At 68.5% G+C, this 18117-nt stretch carries 16 protein-coding genes; all 16 read left to right on the top strand.

The window, feature by feature from the left end; translation table 11 throughout:
• On the top strand, window positions 1-707 hold a 707-nt coding region (locus PV721_RS30100; protein ID WP_323806086.1), incomplete at its 5' end, for an ABC transporter substrate-binding protein.
• 347 nt (window positions 708-1054) lie between these two features.
• Entirely contained in the window at window positions 1055-2959 is a 1905-nt protein-coding gene (typA, locus tag PV721_RS30095; protein ID WP_319729704.1) for a translational GTPase TypA, read from the top strand.
• Between the two features lie 490 nt (window positions 2960-3449).
• Complete coding sequence (locus PV721_RS30090) at window positions 3450-5099, top strand: ABC transporter substrate-binding protein (RefSeq protein WP_319729702.1); 1650 nt, start codon at window positions 3450-3452, stop codon at window positions 5097-5099.
• A gap of 257 nt (window positions 5100-5356) precedes the next feature.
• Window positions 5357-6223 (top strand): ABC transporter permease, encoded by an 867-nt coding sequence (locus tag PV721_RS30085; protein ID WP_416371214.1) that lies wholly within the window; start codon window positions 5357-5359, stop codon window positions 6221-6223.
• A gap of 23 nt (window positions 6224-6246) precedes the next feature.
• Complete coding sequence (locus tag PV721_RS30080; protein ID WP_319729698.1) at window positions 6247-7170, top strand: ABC transporter permease; 924 nt, start codon at window positions 6247-6249, stop codon at window positions 7168-7170.
• Between the two features lie 9 nt (window positions 7171-7179).
• On the top strand, window positions 7180-8271 hold the full coding sequence (locus tag PV721_RS30075; protein ID WP_319729696.1) for an ABC transporter ATP-binding protein: 1092 nt from the start codon (window positions 7180-7182) through the stop codon (window positions 8269-8271).
• Window positions 8264-9316 (top strand): dipeptide ABC transporter ATP-binding protein, encoded by a 1053-nt coding sequence (locus tag PV721_RS30070; RefSeq protein WP_319729694.1) that lies wholly within the window; start codon window positions 8264-8266, stop codon window positions 9314-9316. Before PV721_RS30075 ends, PV721_RS30070 begins: the two co-directional genes overlap by 8 nt.
• Before the next feature lie 175 nt (window positions 9317-9491).
• Entirely contained in the window at window positions 9492-10418 is a 927-nt protein-coding gene (locus PV721_RS30065) for a GNAT family N-acetyltransferase (RefSeq protein ID WP_319729692.1), read from the top strand.
• A 106-nt stretch (window positions 10419-10524) separates the two neighbouring features.
• Window positions 10525-12156, top strand: a complete 1632-nt coding sequence (locus tag PV721_RS30060; RefSeq protein WP_319729690.1) for an ABC transporter substrate-binding protein — start codon at window positions 10525-10527, stop codon at window positions 12154-12156.
• A gap of 31 nt (window positions 12157-12187) precedes the next feature.
• The gene (locus PV721_RS30055) at window positions 12188-13111 is read left to right on the top strand and encodes an ABC transporter permease (RefSeq protein WP_319729688.1); all 924 of its coding nucleotides are present in this window, start codon (window positions 12188-12190) and stop codon (window positions 13109-13111) included.
• Window positions 13104-14135 (top strand): ABC transporter permease, encoded by a 1032-nt coding sequence (locus PV721_RS30050; RefSeq protein ID WP_416371213.1) that lies wholly within the window; start codon window positions 13104-13106, stop codon window positions 14133-14135. Before PV721_RS30055 ends, PV721_RS30050 begins: the two co-directional genes overlap by 8 nt.
• 13 nt (window positions 14136-14148) lie before the next feature.
• Entirely contained in the window at window positions 14149-15123 is a 975-nt protein-coding gene (locus PV721_RS30045) for an ABC transporter ATP-binding protein (protein WP_319729686.1), read from the top strand.
• Window positions 15116-16159: a dipeptide ABC transporter ATP-binding protein gene (locus tag PV721_RS30040; protein WP_319729683.1), complete on the top strand. Its 1044-nt coding sequence runs from the start codon at window positions 15116-15118 to the stop codon at window positions 16157-16159. Before PV721_RS30045 ends, PV721_RS30040 begins: the two co-directional genes overlap by 8 nt.
• Before the next feature lie 394 nt (window positions 16160-16553).
• Window positions 16554-16748: a hypothetical protein gene (locus tag PV721_RS30035; protein ID WP_030713736.1), complete on the top strand. Its 195-nt coding sequence runs from the start codon at window positions 16554-16556 to the stop codon at window positions 16746-16748.
• A 23-nt stretch (window positions 16749-16771) separates the two neighbouring features.
• Window positions 16772-17668 (top strand): N-acetyl-1-D-myo-inositol-2-amino-2-deoxy-alpha-D-glucopyranoside deacetylase, encoded by an 897-nt coding sequence (mshB, locus tag PV721_RS30030; protein ID WP_319729680.1) that lies wholly within the window; start codon window positions 16772-16774, stop codon window positions 17666-17668.
• Window positions 17665-18048 carry a DUF6113 family protein gene (locus PV721_RS30025; RefSeq protein ID WP_319729678.1) on the top strand — a complete coding sequence of 128 codons (384 nt, stop codon included), beginning with the start codon at window positions 17665-17667 and terminating at the stop codon, window positions 18046-18048. Before mshB ends, PV721_RS30025 begins: the two co-directional genes overlap by 4 nt.
• Window positions 18049-18117: the final 69 nt, after the last annotated feature.

Here is an 18117-nt window from a genome sequence, read left to right as displayed (position 1 = left end):
CCCAGCAGGAGGCCTCCCTCCTCGCCCAGGCCGCCCGGGTGGTGCCCGTCGACGACGGGAAGCGCAGCGCGGCCCGCGACGGCGACGCGGCGGACCCCGCCAGCTCCCCGGCCCCGGCCAAGCAGGCCACCCGCACCTCCGGCGCCATGCTCGCCAAGGACGGCAAGGTGCTCACCCTGCGCTTCGTCCTCCCGGCCGGCCCCGGCTCGGAGTCCCTGCGCACGGTCGGCGAGCGGATCGCCCAGATGCTGCGGAAGCTCGGCGTGAACACCGAGACGACCAAGGTGACCGACGACAGCTTCTTCAAGGACCACATCGCCTCGGGCCAGTACGACCTGGCCCTCTACTCCTGGCCCGCGACCGCCTACCCGGCGACCGACGCCCGGCCCATCTTCGCCAAGCCGGAGCCGGCCGCGGACGGCTCGCTCCTCGTCGAACAGAACTACACACGGGTCGGCACCGACCACATCGACCAGCTCTTCGACCAGGCGGTCGGCGAGCTGGACGAGGAACAGTCCCGCGAGCTGCTCCGCAAGGCGGACGCCCGGATCTGGGCCGCCGCCGGCTCCATCCCCCTCTACCAGCGCCCGGAGCTGGTGGCCGTCAAGCCGGGCCTGGCCAACGCCGGCGCCTTCGGCCTCGGCACCCCCCGCTACCAGGACATCGGCTGGAAGAAGCCGCCGACGGCCAAGGACACGAAGAAGTAGCGTGGGCGAAGAAGTGATGACAAAGGGGTGCCTGTCAGGTTGACCCGGGGGTGGCAAGCTCAGATGTGACTCAAGTCCCTTGCCCGCCGGATCTCCGGCGGGCAAGGTCGTGCCATACCCATTGACCCGGCCGTTGACCCGCATGATTACCGGCTGGATGGGCGGCCGGGGCACCCCACTCAGCACTCGGCAGCGCTCATTCGTCCGGCCCCTTGACAGACCCCCCGGCAGGCGGTTCCCGCCACGCGACGTACCATGGGGTAAGGCCGTGGCAGGTTTTCGCCCGGCCGAGGCGCGCGTGCCAGGCCGTACGCGACGCCATCCACGATCCCGGGAGAAGCGCCGAAGTGCCCACGCGCCACGACATCCGTAACGTCGCCATCGTCGCCCACGTCGACCATGGCAAGACGACCATCGTCGATGCCATGCTCAAGCAGGCCGGTGCCTTCGCCGCCCACCAGCACCTCGACGACCGCATGATGGACTCGAACGACCTGGAGCGTGAGAAGGGCATCACGATCCTCGCCAAGAACACGGCGGTGAAGTATCACCCCAAGGACGGCGGGGCCCCGATCACGATCAACATCATCGACACCCCCGGCCACGCCGACTTCGGTGGTGAGGTCGAGCGCGGTCTGTCGATGGTGGACGCCGTCGTTCTGCTGGTGGACGCCTCCGAGGGTCCGCTGCCCCAGACCCGCTTCGTCCTGCGCAAGGCCCTGCAGGCGAAGATGCCGGTCATCCTCTGCATCAACAAGACCGACCGTCCGGACTCCCGGATCGACGAGGTCGTCAACGAGACGTACGACCTCTTCCTCGACCTGGACGCGGACGAGGACCAGATCGAGTTCCCGATCGTCTACGCCTGCGGCCGTGACGGCGTCGCCTCGCTGACCAAGCCCGAGGACGGCACCGTCCCCGCGGACAGCGACAGCCTGGAGCCGTTCTTCTCCACCATCCTGGAGCACGTCCCGGCCCCCGTGTACGACGAGGAGGCCCCCCTCCAGGCGCACGTCACCAACCTGGACGCCGACAACTTCCTCGGCCGCATCGCGCTGCTCCGCGTCGAGCAGGGCGAGCTGCGCAAGGGCCAGACCGTCGCGTGGATCAAGCGTGACGGCTCGATGTCCAACGTCCGCATCACCGAGCTGATGATGACCGAGGCGCTCACCCGCAAGCCGGCCGAGGTGGCGGGCCCGGGTGACATCTGCGCGGTCGCCGGTATCCCCGACATCATGATCGGCGAGACCCTGGCCGACCCGGAGAACCCGATCGCGCTCCCGCTGATCTCGGTCGACGAGCCGGCGATCTCCATGACCATCGGTACGAACACCTCCCCGATGGTCGGCCGCGGCGGCAGCGGCAAGGGCGCGGACGCCAAGTCCGCGGTCAAGGACCGCAAGGTCACCGCCCGCCAGGTCAAGGACCGTCTGGACCGCGAGCTGGTCGGCAACGTCTCGCTCCGCGTCCTCGACACCGAGCGCCCGGACGCCTGGGAGGTCCAGGGCCGCGGTGAGCTCGCGCTCGCCATCCTGGTCGAGCAGATGCGCCGCGAGGGCTTCGAGCTGACCATCGGCAAGCCGCAGGTCGTCACGCAGGAGATCGACGGCAAGGTCCACGAGCCGGTCGAGCGCATGACGATCGACGTCCCCGAGGAGCACATGGGCGCGGTCACGCAGCTCATGGGCGTCCGCAAGGGCCGCATGGACAACATGTCGAACCACGGCTCCGGCTGGGTCCGCATGGAGTTCGTCGTCCCGTCGCGCGGCCTCATCGGCTTCCGTACCGAGTTCCTGACCGGTACGCGCGGCACCGGCATCGCCCACTCGATCCACGAGGGCCACGAGCCGTGGTTCGGCCCGCTGGTGACCCGTAACAACGGTTCACTGGTCGCCGACCGCGCCGGCTCGGTCACGCCGTTCGCGATGATCAACCTGCAGGAGCGCGGCGTCCTGTTCACCGACCCCGGCACCGAGGTGTACGAGGGCATGATCGTCGGCGAGAACTCGCGCTCCGACGACATGGACGTGAACATCACCAAGGAGAAGAAGCTCACCAACATGCGTGCGGCTTCGGCGGACAACACGGAGAACGTGATTCCGCCCCGCAAGCTCTCCCTGGAGCAGTCCCTGGAGTTCTGCCGCGACGACGAGTGCGTCGAGGTGACCCCGGAGGCCGTCCGCATCCGCAAGGTCGTGCTGGACCAGAAGGACCGCTCGCGCACCGCGTCGCGCGCCAAGTCCGGCAAGTAGCAGTAAAGGCCGTACGCAGCAGGGCTGTTGCGCCGTCCGTCCGGGTTTGCTCGGGCGGCCGGCCCCGTCGTCGGCGGTCGGCCGCAGTACCCCGGATATGCAGCAGCCCCTCCCTTCACGGAGTCCGTGAAGGGAGGGGCTGTTCGCTTTTGTCAAGCGGATTATTGCGTTCTGGTGTCCGCATACCGACCGTGACACTCCGGAAGATGAGCTAACCGTCCGTTTCGCACGTGTCTGTCTCCTATCCGTTTGTCCGGATTTCGGGTTTCTGCCGCGGATCGATGTTGTGAAAACGAGACCACCTAAGTGTGGTTTACGGCCTGGCAGTCCCTGAGGATGGCTCCATTGAGCTCGGGTCAATGGGTCACGCGCTGTGGGGAGCGCGCCGACTCACGAGCACACTATGGGCAGGAAATCGCTCGCCGTCAGGGGTGTCGGCGAGGTTTTTTTGCCCCTCAAGTCGATCAGTGGACTCATGAGGAGGAAACCCATGCGCGGTGCCAAGAGCGCCAAGTGGGTCGTGGGCGCGGTTGTCGTCGCCCTGGCCGCTACCGCCTGCGGTGGCGGAGACACGAAGGACAAGGGAAGTGCTGCCGGTGGCGGCACGTTCCGGATGGGCAGCACCGAGCCGGACACCATCGACCCGGGGCGTGCCCACGAGTCCACGGGCACCCTGGTCTCCGACGCCCTGTTCACCGGCCTGTACGCGAACACGCCGGACGGCCTGGCCGAGCCGGCGCTCGCCGAGTCGGCGAGCTCGGACGAGGCTTGCACCTCCTGGACCTTCAAGGTCAAGCCCGACACCAAGTTCTCCAACGGCGAGGTCGTGGACGCCGAGGCGTTCGCCCGTGGTTGGGCCCGTGCCGCGCACAAGGCCGCCGCGTCCGACGTGGCGTACCACTTCGCCGGCATCAAGGGTTACGAGCAGCTGCAGGACGGCTCCGCCAAGACCTTCAGCGGTGTCACCACCCCGGACCCGACCACCCTCAAGGTGGACCTGTCCAAGGGTGACTGCGAGTTCGTCCTGAAGACGGCGCACGCCGTTTACAGCCCGGTCCCGAAGTCGGCCAAGGTCGGCGAAGAGGACAAGGCGTTCGGCGAGGCCCCCATCGGCAACGGTCCGTTCAAGATGGACGGCGTCTGGGAGCACAACAAGGCGATCAACCTGGTCCGCAACGACGGTTACGGCCTGACCAAGGCCTCGCTGGACAAGGTCCAGATCACGCTGCTCAACGACAAGACCGCGCACCAGCTCGAGTACGACGGCTTCCAGGCCGGCACCTTCGACTACGCGCACATCCCGGTGCCGATGCTCAAGGTCGCCGAGGCCAAGTACAAGGCGCAGAACAAGTGGTTCGCCAAGGACACGAGCGGCATGAACTACATTCTGCCGATCGGTGACAACGGGCCGACCGCCTCCAAGGACGCCCGTCTGGCGATCTCCTACGCGATCGACCGCCAGGCCGTCGCCAAGGGTGTCTTCCAGGGCTTCCAGACCCCGTCGACCACCATCGTGCCGCCGTCGTTCCCGAAGGCGTACCAGAAGGACCTGTGCGTCTCCTGCGTCAAGCCGGACCCCGCCAAGGCCAAGGAGCACGCCGAGAAGGCGGGCCTGAAGCCCGGTAGCGAGATCAAGTTCAGCTTCAACACCGGTGCGGGCCACGAAGAGTGGGTCCAGGCCTTCGCGAAGCAGATCGAGGACGTCCTCGGCGTCAAGGTCAAGCTGGACGGCAAGGACTTCCCGGGCATGCTCAAGGAGCAGCAGAGTGGCCAGGCCACCGGCGTCTACCGCTTCGCGTGGGGCGCGGACTACCCGACCCCGGAGAACTTCCTCTTCCCGCTCCTGCACTCGTCCTCGATGGCGAAGGACGCCGAGGGCAACGTGACCGGTGACAACCGCGTCCGTTACAACAACCCGGAGTTCGACAAGCTGATCGAAACGGCCCGCGCCACCAAGGACGAGGCCGCGCGCATCGCTCTCTACAAGCAGGCCGAGAAGATGGCCATGGACGACATGGCGCTCATCCCGACCTTCAACCGTTCCCAGTTCCGCCTGATGGCGACGGACAAGTTCAACGGTCTGGACGACATCAACTTCAGCGAGGACCCGATCCTCGAGAAGATCTCGCTCAAGAAGTAATCGGTTCGGACGGTATATCCGTCAGGAGCGACAGTGCCGCGGCCCGCCGGTGACCGGTGGGCCGCGGCCCCGCTCGGCAGGCCGTTTTCACTTCGGCACCCCTCACATCCGCGGGCAACCCCCGCAGGCCGAGAGCCGGCCCGTTCCTTGGGCCGGAGGCCGCTGCTCCCAGAAGCGGCCAGGTAGAGAGGCAAAACATGGGAAGGTACGTCGCCCGTCGCCTCGGGCAGATGGTCATAGTCCTCATAGGCGCGACCATGGTTCTGTTCGCGTGTCTGTTCGTTCTCCCCGGCGATCCCGTGGGTTCGATCGCGGGCAGCGACAAGGCACGTGACCCCGCAGTGGTCGCGGAACTGAAGGCGCGTTACGGGCTCGACAAGTCGCTGCCCGAGCAGTACGTGAACTACGTCGCGAAGGTTGCCACCGGGGACCTCGGTGAGGACTTCGTGCAGCGCCGCGAGGTTTCCGAGATCCTCGCCCCCAAGCTTCAGAACACGGCGAAGCTGGCCATCCTGGCCATCTGCCTCGTCACGGTGTTCGGTATGGGCGTGGGCATCATCGCCGCGCTCTACAGATACAGCATTCTCGACATGGCCACGACATTTTTTACAACGATGGCCGTCGGGTTCCCCACCTTCGTGATCGGCATGCTGCTCATGAAGTACTTCGCCGTGGAGCTGCAGTGGTTCCCGCAGCTCGGCGGAGACAAGCTCGAAGGCATGGTCCTTCCCGCGATCACCCTCGCCATCACCGACATCGCGTTCGTCGCCCGCCTCACCCGCGGCACGATGCTCGAGGTGCTGCGCGCGGACTACGTGAAGACGGCCGTGGCCAAGGGACTTCCGCGACGTCGCGTGCTGTTCAAGCACGTGCTGCGCAACTCGTCCATTCCCGTGGTCACCTACCTGGGTATCTCGTTCGGCGGACTCCTCGGTGGTGCGCTCATCACTGAGGCGATCTTCAACTGGGACGGTGTCGGTCTGGCACTGGTTCAGGCGATTCAGCAGCAGAACAACCCGATCGTCATCGGTGTCGTGACCTACAGCGTCGCGATCTTCGTCGTCCTCAGCCTCATCGTGGACCTGCTGTACGCGGCCCTCGACCCGCGTATCCGCCTCAGCTGACCGCCCCCAAGGAGGATTTCCTCATGTCTGAGCTCGCAACGAGCCCGGCGATCGGGGACGAGAACCCCGTGTCGTCCGCTTCGGCCACGGCCGAACCCGCACCCAAGCAACTGAGCCAGTGGGGCGAGATCCGTCACCGCTACGTCCAGAACAAGCTGGCCGTCGTCGGTCTCGTGATCATCTCCCTGCTGTTCCTGACGGCGATCTTCGGCGACATGCTCGCCCCGTACGACCCGGCCGCCCAGGACCTGGAGAACACCCTCGCGTCGCCCAACGGCACGCACTGGATGGGTACCGACGCCCTGGGCCGCGACATGTTCTCGCGCCTCATCGCCGGCACCCGCGTCGCCATGTTCGTCGGCCTCGCCTCGATCTTCTTCGCGGTGCTGATCGGTGTCGCCCTCGGCGCCATCGCCGGCTACTTCGCCGGCTTCGCCGACACCCTGGTCATGCGCGTCGCGGACGTGTTCCTCGCGTTCCCGCTGATGATCGGTGCCGTCGTCATCATCCTGGTCACCGGGCGCGGCATCACCCCGGTGATCATCTCGCTGGCCATCTTCTCCTGGGCCACCGTGTCCAGGCTCCTGCGCAGCTCGATCCTGTCGGTGCGCGAGATGGACTACGTCCACGCGGCCAAGGCGCTCGGCGCCGGTGGCTGGCGGGTCGTCCGCACGCACATCCTTCCGAACTCGCTGACCGCCGTTCTGGTCTACGCGACCTTCAACGTCGGCACCACGATCGTCGGTGTGGCAGCGCTCTCCTTCCTCGGAGCCGGTGTCCCCGTCGACGTCCCCGAGTGGGGCAACATGCTGGCGGCCGGACAGGGCTTCATCGGCGTCAATGACTACCTGTGGTACTTCCCCAGCCTGTTCGTCGTCGTCACCGTGCTCGGCTTCGCCTTCGTCGGCGACGGCCTGCGTGACGCGCTCGACCCGAAGCTCCGGTAGGGCCGCGCGATGCCCCGAGACAACATCAGCAAGCAGGACGAAGGTGGCGGCGTGACGACGTCGGAGATTCTCAGCGTTGCGGAGACGGGCGGCGGGTCCGCCGTGCCGCTGCTGGAGGTGGACAACCTCCAGGTCGAGTTCAAGACCCGTGACGGGGTCGCCAAGGCCGTCAACGGCGTGAGCTACAGCGTCAACGCCGGCGAGACCCTCGCCGTGCTCGGCGAGTCCGGCTCCGGCAAGTCCGTCACCGCACAGGCGATCATGGGCATTCTCGACAGCCCGCCCGGACGCGTCGCCGGCGGCGAGGTGCGCTTCCACGGCAAGGACATCCTCAAGATGTCCGACGAGGAGCGCCGCAAGCTCCGCGGCAACAAGATGGCGATGATCTTCCAGGACGCGCTGTCCTCCCTGAACCCGGTCTACTCGGTGGGCGACCAGCTCGGCGAGATGTTCCGGGTCCACCGCGGCATGTCCAAGAAGGACTCGAAGGTCAAGGCCGTCGAGCTCATGGACCGGGTGAAGATCCCCGCCGCCAAGGCGCGCGTGGGCGACTACCCGCACCAGTTCTCCGGCGGTATGCGCCAGCGCATCATGATCGCCATGGCGCTGGCCCTGGAGCCGGACCTGATCATCGCCGACGAGCCCACCACGGCTCTCGACGTGACGGTCCAGGCGCAGGTCATGGACCTGCTCGCGGAGCTCCAGCGCGAGATGAACATGGGCCTGATCCTGATCACCCACGACCTCGGCGTCGTCGCCGACGTCGCGGACAAGATCGCGGTCATGTACGCGGGCCGGATCGTCGAGACCGCTCCGGTCCACGAGATCTACAAGCGCCCGTCCCACCCGTACACCCGCGGCCTGCTCGACTCGATCCCGCGCCTGGACCAGAAGGGCCAGGAGCTCTACGCGATCAAGGGTCTGCCGCCCAACCTGCTCCGCATCCCCGCGGGCTGCGCCTTCAGCCCCCGCTGTCCCAAGGCGCAGGACATCTGCCGTACGGAGATCCCCGTACTGCACCCCGTCACCGAGCAGGACGGCACCGAACTGCCCGGCCGCGGCAGCGCGTGCCACTTCTGGAAGGAGCAGATCCATGGCTGAGCTCACCAAGAACGCCACCGAGCGCGAGCCGATCCTCCAGGTCCGCAACCTGGTCAAGCACTTCCCGCTGACCCAGGGCATCCTGTTCAAGAAGCAGGTCGGTGCGGTCAAGGCGGTCGACGGGATCTCCTTCGACCTCTACAAGGGCGAGACCCTCGGCATCGTCGGTGAGTCCGGCTGTGGCAAGTCCACGGTCGCCAAGCTCCTGATGAACCTGGAGCGGGCCACCTCCGGCCAGGTGCTCTACAAGGGCGAGGACATCAGCCGGCTGTCCGGCAAGGCCCTCAAGGCCGTCCGCCGCAACATCCAGATGGTGTTCCAGGACCCGTACACCTCGCTGAACCCGCGCATGACGGTCGGCGACATCATCGGGGAGCCCTTCGAGATCCACCCCGAGGTGGCTCCCAAGGGCGACCGGCGCCGCAAGGTCCAGGAGCTCCTGGACGTCGTGGGCCTGAACCCGGAGTACATCAACCGGTACCCGCACCAGTTCTCCGGCGGTCAGCGCCAGCGCATCGGCATCGCCCGCGGCCTGGCCCTGCAGCCCGAGATCATCATCTGCGACGAGCCGGTCTCCGCGCTCGACGTGTCGGTGCAGGCGCAGGTCATCAACCTGATGGAGAAGCTCCAGGACGAGTTCAACCTCTCCTACCTCTTCATCGCGCACGACCTGTCGATCGTCCGGCACATCTCGGACCGCGTCGGCGTCATGTACCTGGGCAAGATGGCCGAGATCGGCTCCGACGCCCAGATCTACGAGCACCCGACGCACCCGTACACCCAGGCGCTGCTCTCCGCCGTCCCGGTCCCCGACCCGGAGGCCCGCGAGGGACGCGAGCGCATCATCCTCACCGGTGACGTCCCGTCGCCGGCCAACCCGCCGTCGGGCTGCCGCTTCCGCACCCGCTGCTGGAAGGCCGAGGAGAAGTGCTCCACGGAGGAGCCGCTGCTGGCGATCCCGGAGCGCTTCAAGGGCCAGACCGGCCCCGCCGCGCACGAGTCGGCGTGCCACTTCGCGGAGGAGAAGGCCATCCTGGCCGTCTGACCTCCGACGGACCCGTACGGCCACGGCCGGTCCCCGGTGCTTCGAGCACCGGGGACCGGCCGTTTCCGCGTGCGGTGCGGAACCCCGGTGCGGAACGCCGGTACGGACCCGGTACGGAAACCGCGTGGGGGAAACCCTGTTGCGGCCCCCGGCGCGCGGGCCGGAGCATGAGGCAATGACCCTCACCGTACGGCCCGCCGGGCCCGGGGACGCATCCGACATCTGCGCCCTCCTCAACGCCGTCGACATGATCGAGATCGGCCGCCCGGAGACCGACCTGGGCACCGTCGAATCCGACCTCAACGCCCCCGACGTCGACCTGGCCACGGACTCCTGGCTCGCCTTCGAGGACGGCCGGCTCGTGGCCTACGCCCTCGTCTGGGCGGACTCCGGCCCGGGCCGCGTCGACGGGGACCACTACGTGCTGCCCGGTCACCGCGAGGCGGCCGAACGGCTGCTGGACCACATGGCCGCCCGGGCCCGGGAGCTCGCCGGCGAGTCCGGCGTGCTGAGACTCCAGCTCAACGTGGAACCCACCCTCGACCTCTCCCTCCTCACCGCGCGCGGCTACCGCACCATCCGCCGCTACCAGGTCATGACCCGCTCCCTGTCGCCGGCGGCCGACCTCCCGCCGGCCGTCCCGGCCGGCCTCACCCTGCGCCACTGCGCCGACGACGAGGCCGACCGCCGGCGGGCCCACGCCCTGATCGAGGAGACCTTCGCGGCGCACTTCGGCCACGTGGACCGCCCGTACGAGTCCTGGCTGGACCACATCGACGGCCGCAGGCTCGACTGGTCCCTGGTCTGGATCGCGAGCCTGCCCGACCACGGCGACGCGGCCGTCCTGCTCAGCCGGGACGACCGGACCAGCATGGGCTGGGTCGGCCACATCGGCGTACGCAAGGAACTGCGCGGCCGCGGCCTCGGCGGCTTCCTGCTGCGCCACTGCTTCGCGGTGTACGCCGCGCGCGGCCGGGACACCGTGGGCCTCGGCGTGGACATCCACAACGAAACGGGCGCACTCGGGCTCTACGAGGCGCACGGCATGGGCCTGCACTACGCGGTCGACTCCTGGGAGCTGCCGTTGCACTCGCAGGGGTGACAGGCGCGTGACGCGCGGGTGCAATCGGTCCAACCAGGAGTGTGCGGGATCCCACATAGGGTGACATTGGCCCCTAAGTGAGTCTGGGACCCCTAGGAGGCACTCCATGCGCGGAGCCACCCACGCCAAGTGGGCCGCATGTGCTGTGGCCGTCGCCCTCGCGGCGACGGCCTGCGGCGGCGGAAGCGACAGCGGCGGGGGCGGTGGCGAGGCCGGGGTCGTCAGCTCGTCCTGGGGTGACCCGCAGAACCCGCTGGAGCCCGCCAACACCAACGAGGTGCAGGGCGGCAAGGTCCTCGACATGCTCTTCCGGGGTCTCAAGCGCTACGACCCCAAGACGGGCGAGGCGAACAACATGCTCGCCGAGAAGATCGAGACGACGGACAGTCAGAACTTCACGATCACGCTGAAGGACGGCTGGAAGTTCAGCAACGACGAGCCCGTCACCTCCCAGTCCTTCGTGGACGCCTGGAACTACGGCGCGGACGTGCGCAACAAGCAGAACAACTCGCCGTTCTTCTCCGACATCGTCGGCTACCAGGACGTGCACCCGGCCTCCGGGGAACCGAAGGCGAAGACGATGTCCGGCCTGGTCGTCAAGGACGACAAGACCTTCACCGTCGCCCTCAAGAACAAGTTCTCCACCTGGCCCGAGACCCTCGGCTACCAGGCGTTCTCCCCGCTGCCCAAGGCCTTCTTCACCGATCACACCGCCTGGCTGAACAAGCCCGTCGGCAACGGCCCGTACACGGTGGACTCGTACACCAAGGGCACCGGCATGAAGCTGCGCAAGTGGGACGCGTACCCCGGTGCGGACAAGGCGCAGAACGGCGGAGTGGACCTGAAGGTCTACACCGACAACAACACCGCCTACACCGACCTGATCTCCGGCAACCTCGACCTCGTCGACGACATCCCGGCGCAGCAGCTGAAGAACGTCAAGAACGACCTCGGCGACCGGTACATCAACCAGCCGGCCCTGATCATCCAGACCCTCACCTTCCCGCTGTACGACCCGCAGTGGAGCAAGCCGGGCACGGAGAAGGTCCGCCAGGGCATCTCCCGGGCGATCAACCGCGACGAGATCACCAAGCAGATCTTCCGCGAGACCCGCACCCCCGCCAAGGACTGGACCTCGCCGGCGCTCGGCGAGAAGGGCGGCTTCTCCTCCACGGTCTGCGGCGACGCCTGCGTCTACGACCCGGCCGAGGCCAAGAAGCTCATCCAGGAGGGCGGCGGGCTCCCGGGCGGCAAGGTCACGCTGACCTCCAACGTGGACACCGGCTCGCACCGCGACTGGATGGACGCCGTCTGCAACAGCATCAACAACGCCTTGGGCGAGGGCCCGGTGTGCACGGTCAACCCGATCGGCACCTTCGCCGACTTCCGCAACCAGCAGAGCGCCTTCAAGCTGACCGGCCCCTTCCGATCCGGCTGGCAGGCGGACTACCCGCTGATCCAGAACTTCCTCCAGCCGCTCTACTACACCGGCGCCTCCTCCAACTACGGGAAGTTCAGCAACCCGGACTTCGACAAGCTCGTCGACGAGGCCAACCAGGAGAGCGACCAGACCAAGGCCATCGCGAAGTTCCAGGACTCCGAGAAGATCCTCGCCGAGCAGATGCCGGCCATCCCGCTCTGGTACCAGAACGGCAGCGCGGGCTACGCCGAGCGGCTCTCGGACGTGGCGCTCAACCAGTTCAGCGTCCCCGTGTACGACCAGATCAAGGTCAGCTGACCCACGTTTCGGATCGATCCTGGAGCAGTCCATGGGACGTTATGTGATCCGGCGGCTGCTCCAGATGATCCCGGTGTTCATCGGCAGCACGTTCCTGATCTTCTTCATGGTGTACGCGCTCGGCGACCCGGTCGCGGCCCTCTTCGGCGACAAGGCGCCCGACCCCGCCACCGCCGCGCGCATCCGCAAGGACCTCTACCTCGACCAGCCCCTGTGGAAGCAGTACGTGCACTACATGGGCCAGATCTTCCAGGGCGACTTCGGCACGGCCTTCAACGGCCAGCCCGTCACCGAGCTGATGGCCAGCGCCTTCCCGGTGACCCTGCGCCTGACCATGGTCGCGATCTTCTTCGAGGTCGTCATCGGCATCACCCTCGGCGTGATCAGCGGCCTGCGCCGCGGCAAGACCGTCGACACCTCCGTGCTCGTGGCCACCCTCGTGGTCATCTCGGTGCCCACCTTCGTGACGGGCTACCTGCTCCAGTACCTCTTCGGCGTCCAATGGGGCTGGGTGCGGCCCACCGTCTCCCCGGACGCCCCCCTCAACGAGCTGATCCTGCCCGGCATCGTCCTCGCGCTGGTCTCCCTCGCCTACGTCACCCGGCTCTCCCGCACCTCCATCGCCGAGAACGTCAAGGCCGACTACGTCCGCACCGCCGTCGCCAAAGGACTGCCGCGCCGCCGGGTCGTCACCCGCCACCTGCTGCGCAACTCGCTGATCCCCGTCGTCACCTTCATCGGCACCGACATCGGCGCGCTGATGGGCGGTGCCATCGTCACCGAGCGGATCTTCAACATCCACGGCGTCGGCTACCAGCTCTACCAGGGCATCCTGCGCAACAACTCCCCGACCGTGGTCGGCTTCGTGACCATCCTCGTCATCGTCTTCCTGCTGGCGAACCTGCTCGTCGACCTGCTCTACGCGGTCCTGGACCCGAGGATCCGTTATGCCTGAGCCCGAGCCTCCCGAGCGCGCCGAGGGCCCAGGCGGATACGACCCCGTCGGCCCCCGCCGGCACGAGGCGATCTCCCCCACCGGCCAGGGAGGACCCATGGATCTCGCGCTGGAGGAAGCCGAGAGCGTCGAGGGCATCGAGAAGACCGCCGGGCCGACCGGCCCCGGGCCCCGGGAGAAGGCCCGCTCCCTGTGGTCGGACGCCTGGCACCAACTGCGCCGCAACCCCGTCTTCGTCATCTCCTCGCTGATGATCCTCTTCCTCGTGATCATCGCGATCTGGCCGCAGCTCATCGCGAGCGGCGACCCGCTCCAGTGCGACCTGTCCAAATCGCAGCAGGGCTCCTCCCCGGGCCACCCCTTCGGCTACGACACCCAGGGCTGCGACGTCTACACCCGCACCGTGTACGGGGCGCGCGCCTCCATCACCGTCGGGGTCTGCGCCACCCTCGGCGCAGCCCTGCTCGGCTCCGCGCTCGGCGGGCTCGCCGGCTTCTTCGGCGGCTGGGGCGACGCGCTGCTCTCCCGGGTCGCCGACATCTTCTTCGGCATCCCGGTGGTCCTCGGCGGCCTGGTCTTCCTGTCCGTCGTCACCAGCACCACCGTGTGGCCCGTGGTCGGCTTCATCGTGCTCCTCGGCTGGCCGCAGATCGCCCGCATCGCCCGCGGCTCGGTGATCACCGCCAAACAGAACGACTACGTCCAGGCCGCCCGGGCCCTGGGCGCCGGCAACGGCCGGATGATGCTGCGGCACGTGGCGCCCAACGCCGTCGCCCCGGTCATCGTCGTCGCCACCATCGCGCTCGGCACGTACATCGCCCTGGAGGCCACCCTGTCCTTCCTCGGCGTCGGCCTGCGCCCGCCCACCGTCTCCTGGGGCATCGACATCTCCAACGCGGCCTCGCAGATCCGCAACGCCCCGCACATGCTGCTCTGGCCGGCGGGCGCGCTGAGCATCACGGTGCTCGCCTTCATCATGCTCGGCGACGCGGTGCGCGACGCCCTCGACCCCAAGCTGCGCTGAGGAGCCCCCGGACATGCTGCTCGAGGTCCGCGACCTGCACGTGGAATTCAAGACGCGCGACGGAGTCGCGAAGGCGGTCAACGGTGTCGACTACTCGGTGGACGAGGGCGAGACGCTCGCCGTGCTCGGCGAGTCGGGCTCCGGCAAGTCGGTGACCGCCCAGGCCGTGATGGGGATCCTCGACGTGCCGCCGGGCCGGATCGCGGCCGGCGAGATCCTCTTCAAGGGCAAGGACCTCCTCAAGATGAAGGAGGAGGAGCGGCGCAGGATCCGCGGCGCCGACATGGCGATGATCTTCCAGGACGCGCTCTCCTCCCTGAACCCGGTCCTGAGCGTGGGCAAGCAGCTCGGCGAGATGTACGAGGTCCACCGCGGGATGTCCCGCAAGGACGCCAGGGCCAAGGCCGTCGAGCTGATGGACCGGGTGAAGATCCCGGCGGCGAAGCAGCGGGTGGGGGACTTCCCGCACCAGTTCTCGGGCGGCATGCGCCAGCGCATCATGATCGCCATGGCGCTGGCCCTGGAGCCGTCGCTGATCATCGCGGACGAGCCGACGACGGCCCTGGACGTGACCGTCCAGGCCCAGGTGATGGACCTGCTGGCCGAGCTGCAGCGCGAGTTCAACATGGGCCTCATCCTGATCACCCACGACCTGGGCGTGGTCGCGGACGTGGCCGACAAGATCGCCGTCATGTACGCGGGCCGGATCGTCGAGGCGGCCCCCGTCCACGAGATCTACAAGGCGCCCGCCCACCCGTACACGCGCGGACTGCTGGACTCCATCCCGCGCCTGGACCAGAAGGGCCAGGAGCTGTACGCCATCAAGGGCCTGCCGCCGAACCTGCTGGCCATCCCGCCCGGCTGCGCCTTCAACCCGCGCTGTCCGATGGCCCGGGCCGTCTGCCGCGCCGAGGTCCCGCCGCTCGCGCAGGTGGCCGGGGAACGGACCAGCGCGTGCTTCTTCTGGAAGGAGTGCCTCCATGGCTGAGTCCCTTCTGGAAGTGAAGGGCCTGGTCAAGCACTACCCGCTGACCCAGGGCATCGTCTTCCGCAAGCAGATCGGCGCGGTCAAGGCCGTCGACGGGGTCTCCTTCGACCTGCGGGCCGGCGAGACGCTGGGCATCGTCGGCGAGTCCGGCTGCGGGAAGTCGACCGTGGCCAAGATGCTGGTCAACCTGGAGCGGCCGACGGCGGGTTCGATCCTCTACAAGGGCGAGGACCTCACCAAACTGTCCGGCCGCGCCCTGAAGGCCGTGCGCCGCAACATCCAGATGGTGTTCCAGGACCCGTACACCTCGCTGAACCCGCGGATGACGGTCGGCGACATCATCGGCGAGCCCTACGAGATCCACCCGGAGGTGGCCCCCAAGGGCTCGCGCCGTCAGAAGGTCCAGGACCTCCTCGACGTGGTCGGCCTGAACCCGGAGTACATCAACCGCTACCCGCACCAGTTCTCCGGCGGCCAGCGCCAGCGCATCGGCATCGCCCGCGGCCTTGCGCTCCAGCCCGAGATCATCGTGGCCGACGAGCCGGTCTCCGCGCTCGACGTCTCCGTGCAGGCGCAGGTGATCAACCTCCTGGACCGGCTCCAGAAGGACTTCAGCCTGTCCTACGTCTTCATCGCGCACGACCTGTCGATCGTGCGGCACATCTCCGACCGGGTCGGGGTCATGTACCTGGGCCGGATCGTGGAGATCGGCACCGACCACCAGATCTACGACCACCCGACCCACCCGTACACCCAGGCCCTGCTTTCGGCCGTTCCCGTGCCCGACCCGGAGGCCCGCGCCCACCGCGAGCGGATCATCCTCTCCGGCGACGTGCCGTCCCCGGCCGACCCTCCGTCGGGCTGCCCGTTCCGCACGCGGTGCTGGAAGGCCCAGCCCCGCTGCACGGCCGAGGTTCCGCTGCTCGCGGTCCCGGAGGTCTTCCCCCCGGGCCCGGCGGCCCATCCCTCGGCGTGTCACTTCGCGGCGGAGAAACAGGTGGTGCCGCAGATGCCGCCGGAGGGCCCGCAGGGCTAGTCCCGGCCGCTCCAGTCCCGTTCCGCCCCGTGGGACACGCTCCCCGCCGACCGATCATTTCCGGCCACCCGCGGGGTGTGGGATGCGGGTGTGGCCACCGCCCCACAACGGGGTTTACACGGGGGCAACTTGACCGTTTCTGCCCCGAGATCTGGGGCATGCAGCCTGTGTGGCGTGCGGCCGTGCGGGTGCCGACAGTCGGCCGGGGAGGCGTACAGCCGCCCCGGCCGACCTCCCCGTGACCCCGCCCGTGCGCGCCATGCGCCCCTCGTGCTGCCGGATTTCGATCGATGCGCTGGTACGGATAGTTATGATCCGTAGCGCACGGTGGGTATGACTCTCGCCGAGCGCGAATGCGCGTACCGATGTCCGCTCGACGTGGAGGTGAAACGCCGTGGCACTCTCGATCTCCGCCGTGGTGCTGCTGGCGATCATCGTCTTCCTGCTGGTCCGGAGGGCCGGCCTGAAGGCGGGACACGCGGTCGTCTGCGTCCTGCTCGGCTTCTACCTGGCGAGCTCCACCATCGCCCCGACCCTGAACCAGCTCACCTCGAACGTGGCGAGCATGATCAGTGGCCTCAAGTTCTGAGCCGTGCCTCGTAGGCTAGGCCCATGAACGGTCTTCCCGCCCGTCGTCTGCTCCTCGTGCACGCGCACCCGGACGACGAGTCGATCAACAACGGCGTCACCATGGCCAAGTACGCGGCCGAGGGCGCCCACGTCGCGTTGGTGACCTGCACCCTCGGCGAGGAGGGCGAGGTCATCCCGCCCGCCCTCGCCCACCTGGCGGCCGACCGCGACGACACCCTCGGCGCCCACCGCGTCGGCGAGCTCGCCGCCGCCATGGCCGAACTGGGCGTCCACGACCACCGGTTCCTCGGCGGCCCCGGCCGCTTCCGGGACTCCGGGATGATGGGCGCCCCGCAGAACCACCGCCGGGGGGCCTTCTGGTCGGCCGACGTCGACGAGGCGGCGGCGTACCTGGTGGAGGTGATCCGGGAGCTGCGCCCCCAGGTGCTCGTCACGTACGACCCGGACGGCGGCTACGGGCACCCGGACCACATCCAGGCCCACCGGGTCGCCATGCGCGCCGCCGAACTGGCCGCGGAGACCGCGTACCGGCGCGACCTCGGCGACCCGCACGCGGTCGGGAAGATCTACTGGAACCGCGTCCCGCTCTCCGTGGTCGAGGAGGGCTTCGCCAGGCTGCGCGCCGCCGGAGCCGAGAACCCCTTCCCGGGTCTGGGCTCGCCCGAGGACGTGCCGGGGGTCGTCGCCGACGAGCGGATCACCGCCGAGATCGGGGCCGAGGAGCCCTTCGTGGCGGCGAAGGCGGCCGCCATGCGGGCCCACGCCACCCAGATCGCCGTGGACGGGCCCTACTTCGCCCTCTCCAACGACCTGGCGCAGCCGCTGTTCACCCGCGAGTACTACGAACTGGTCGAGGGCCGTCCCGGCGCCCCGGCGGGGACGCGCGAGCACGACCTCTTCGCGGGGGTGCAGGCGTGACCGCCTCCCTGACGGCGGGCCGGATCGCCGGCTGCCTCGGCCTGGTGGTCGCGGGCGCACTGACCGGCGCGGCCGGCTGGCTGGTGGTGGACCTGTGGTTCCCCGGCGGCCTGCTGCTCGGCCTGCTGGCCCTCTTCGGGCTGTTCCTCGGGGGCCGGATCGCCCTCGGGACCGGCCTCGGGGTGGGCGGGGCCGCGGCCGGCTGGTTCCTCGCGTACGTGATGCTCAGCGTCCCGCGCCCCGAGGGGGACTTCCTCCTCAGTTCGTCCGGAATCGCCATGTACGCCTACCTTTTGGGTGGAACGGTGCTCGCTGTGATGTGTGCCACGATGCGCGGTCCGCTGGACCGGCCGGTTTCGGCCGCGCGGTCTGCCAAGTGACGTGGTGTCGGACCTCGTAGGGAGATCGGCGCAGGGGGGCGCGCAGGGGCTCTCGGGGCGGTTCAGGGG

It is taken from the genome of Streptomyces sp. MB09-01, assembly GCF_033794505.1.
GTDB lineage: Bacteria > Actinomycetota > Actinomycetes > Streptomycetales > Streptomycetaceae > Streptomyces.
Note: the sequence above shows the minus strand (reverse complement) of the source record. Positions and strands in the feature narration are given on the sequence as shown.

Excerpts from the sequence above, each read along its gene's own strand:
- PV721_RS30090 (WP_319729702.1), top strand. The coding sequence starts at position 3,450 with ATGCGCGGTGCCAAGAGCGCCAAGTGGGTCGTGGGCGCGGTTGTCGTC.
- PV721_RS30085 (WP_416371214.1), top strand. The coding sequence starts at position 5,357 with ATGGTTCTGTTCGCGTGTCTGTTCGTTCTCCCCGGCGATCCCGTGGGT.
- PV721_RS30080 (WP_319729698.1), top strand. The coding sequence starts at position 6,247 with ATGTCTGAGCTCGCAACGAGCCCGGCGATCGGGGACGAGAACCCCGTG.
- PV721_RS30075 (WP_319729696.1), top strand. The coding sequence starts at position 7,180 with ATGCCCCGAGACAACATCAGCAAGCAGGACGAAGGTGGCGGCGTGACG.
- PV721_RS30070 (WP_319729694.1), top strand. The coding sequence starts at position 8,264 with ATGGCTGAGCTCACCAAGAACGCCACCGAGCGCGAGCCGATCCTCCAG.
- PV721_RS30065 (WP_319729692.1), top strand. The coding sequence starts at position 9,492 with ATGACCCTCACCGTACGGCCCGCCGGGCCCGGGGACGCATCCGACATC.
- PV721_RS30060 (WP_319729690.1), top strand. The coding sequence starts at position 10,525 with ATGCGCGGAGCCACCCACGCCAAGTGGGCCGCATGTGCTGTGGCCGTC.
- PV721_RS30055 (WP_319729688.1), top strand. The coding sequence starts at position 12,188 with ATGGGACGTTATGTGATCCGGCGGCTGCTCCAGATGATCCCGGTGTTC.
- PV721_RS30050 (WP_416371213.1), top strand. The coding sequence starts at position 13,104 with ATGCCTGAGCCCGAGCCTCCCGAGCGCGCCGAGGGCCCAGGCGGATAC.
- PV721_RS30045 (WP_319729686.1), top strand. The coding sequence starts at position 14,149 with ATGCTGCTCGAGGTCCGCGACCTGCACGTGGAATTCAAGACGCGCGAC.
- PV721_RS30040 (WP_319729683.1), top strand. The coding sequence starts at position 15,116 with ATGGCTGAGTCCCTTCTGGAAGTGAAGGGCCTGGTCAAGCACTACCCG.
- mshB (WP_319729680.1), top strand. The coding sequence starts at position 16,772 with ATGAACGGTCTTCCCGCCCGTCGTCTGCTCCTCGTGCACGCGCACCCG.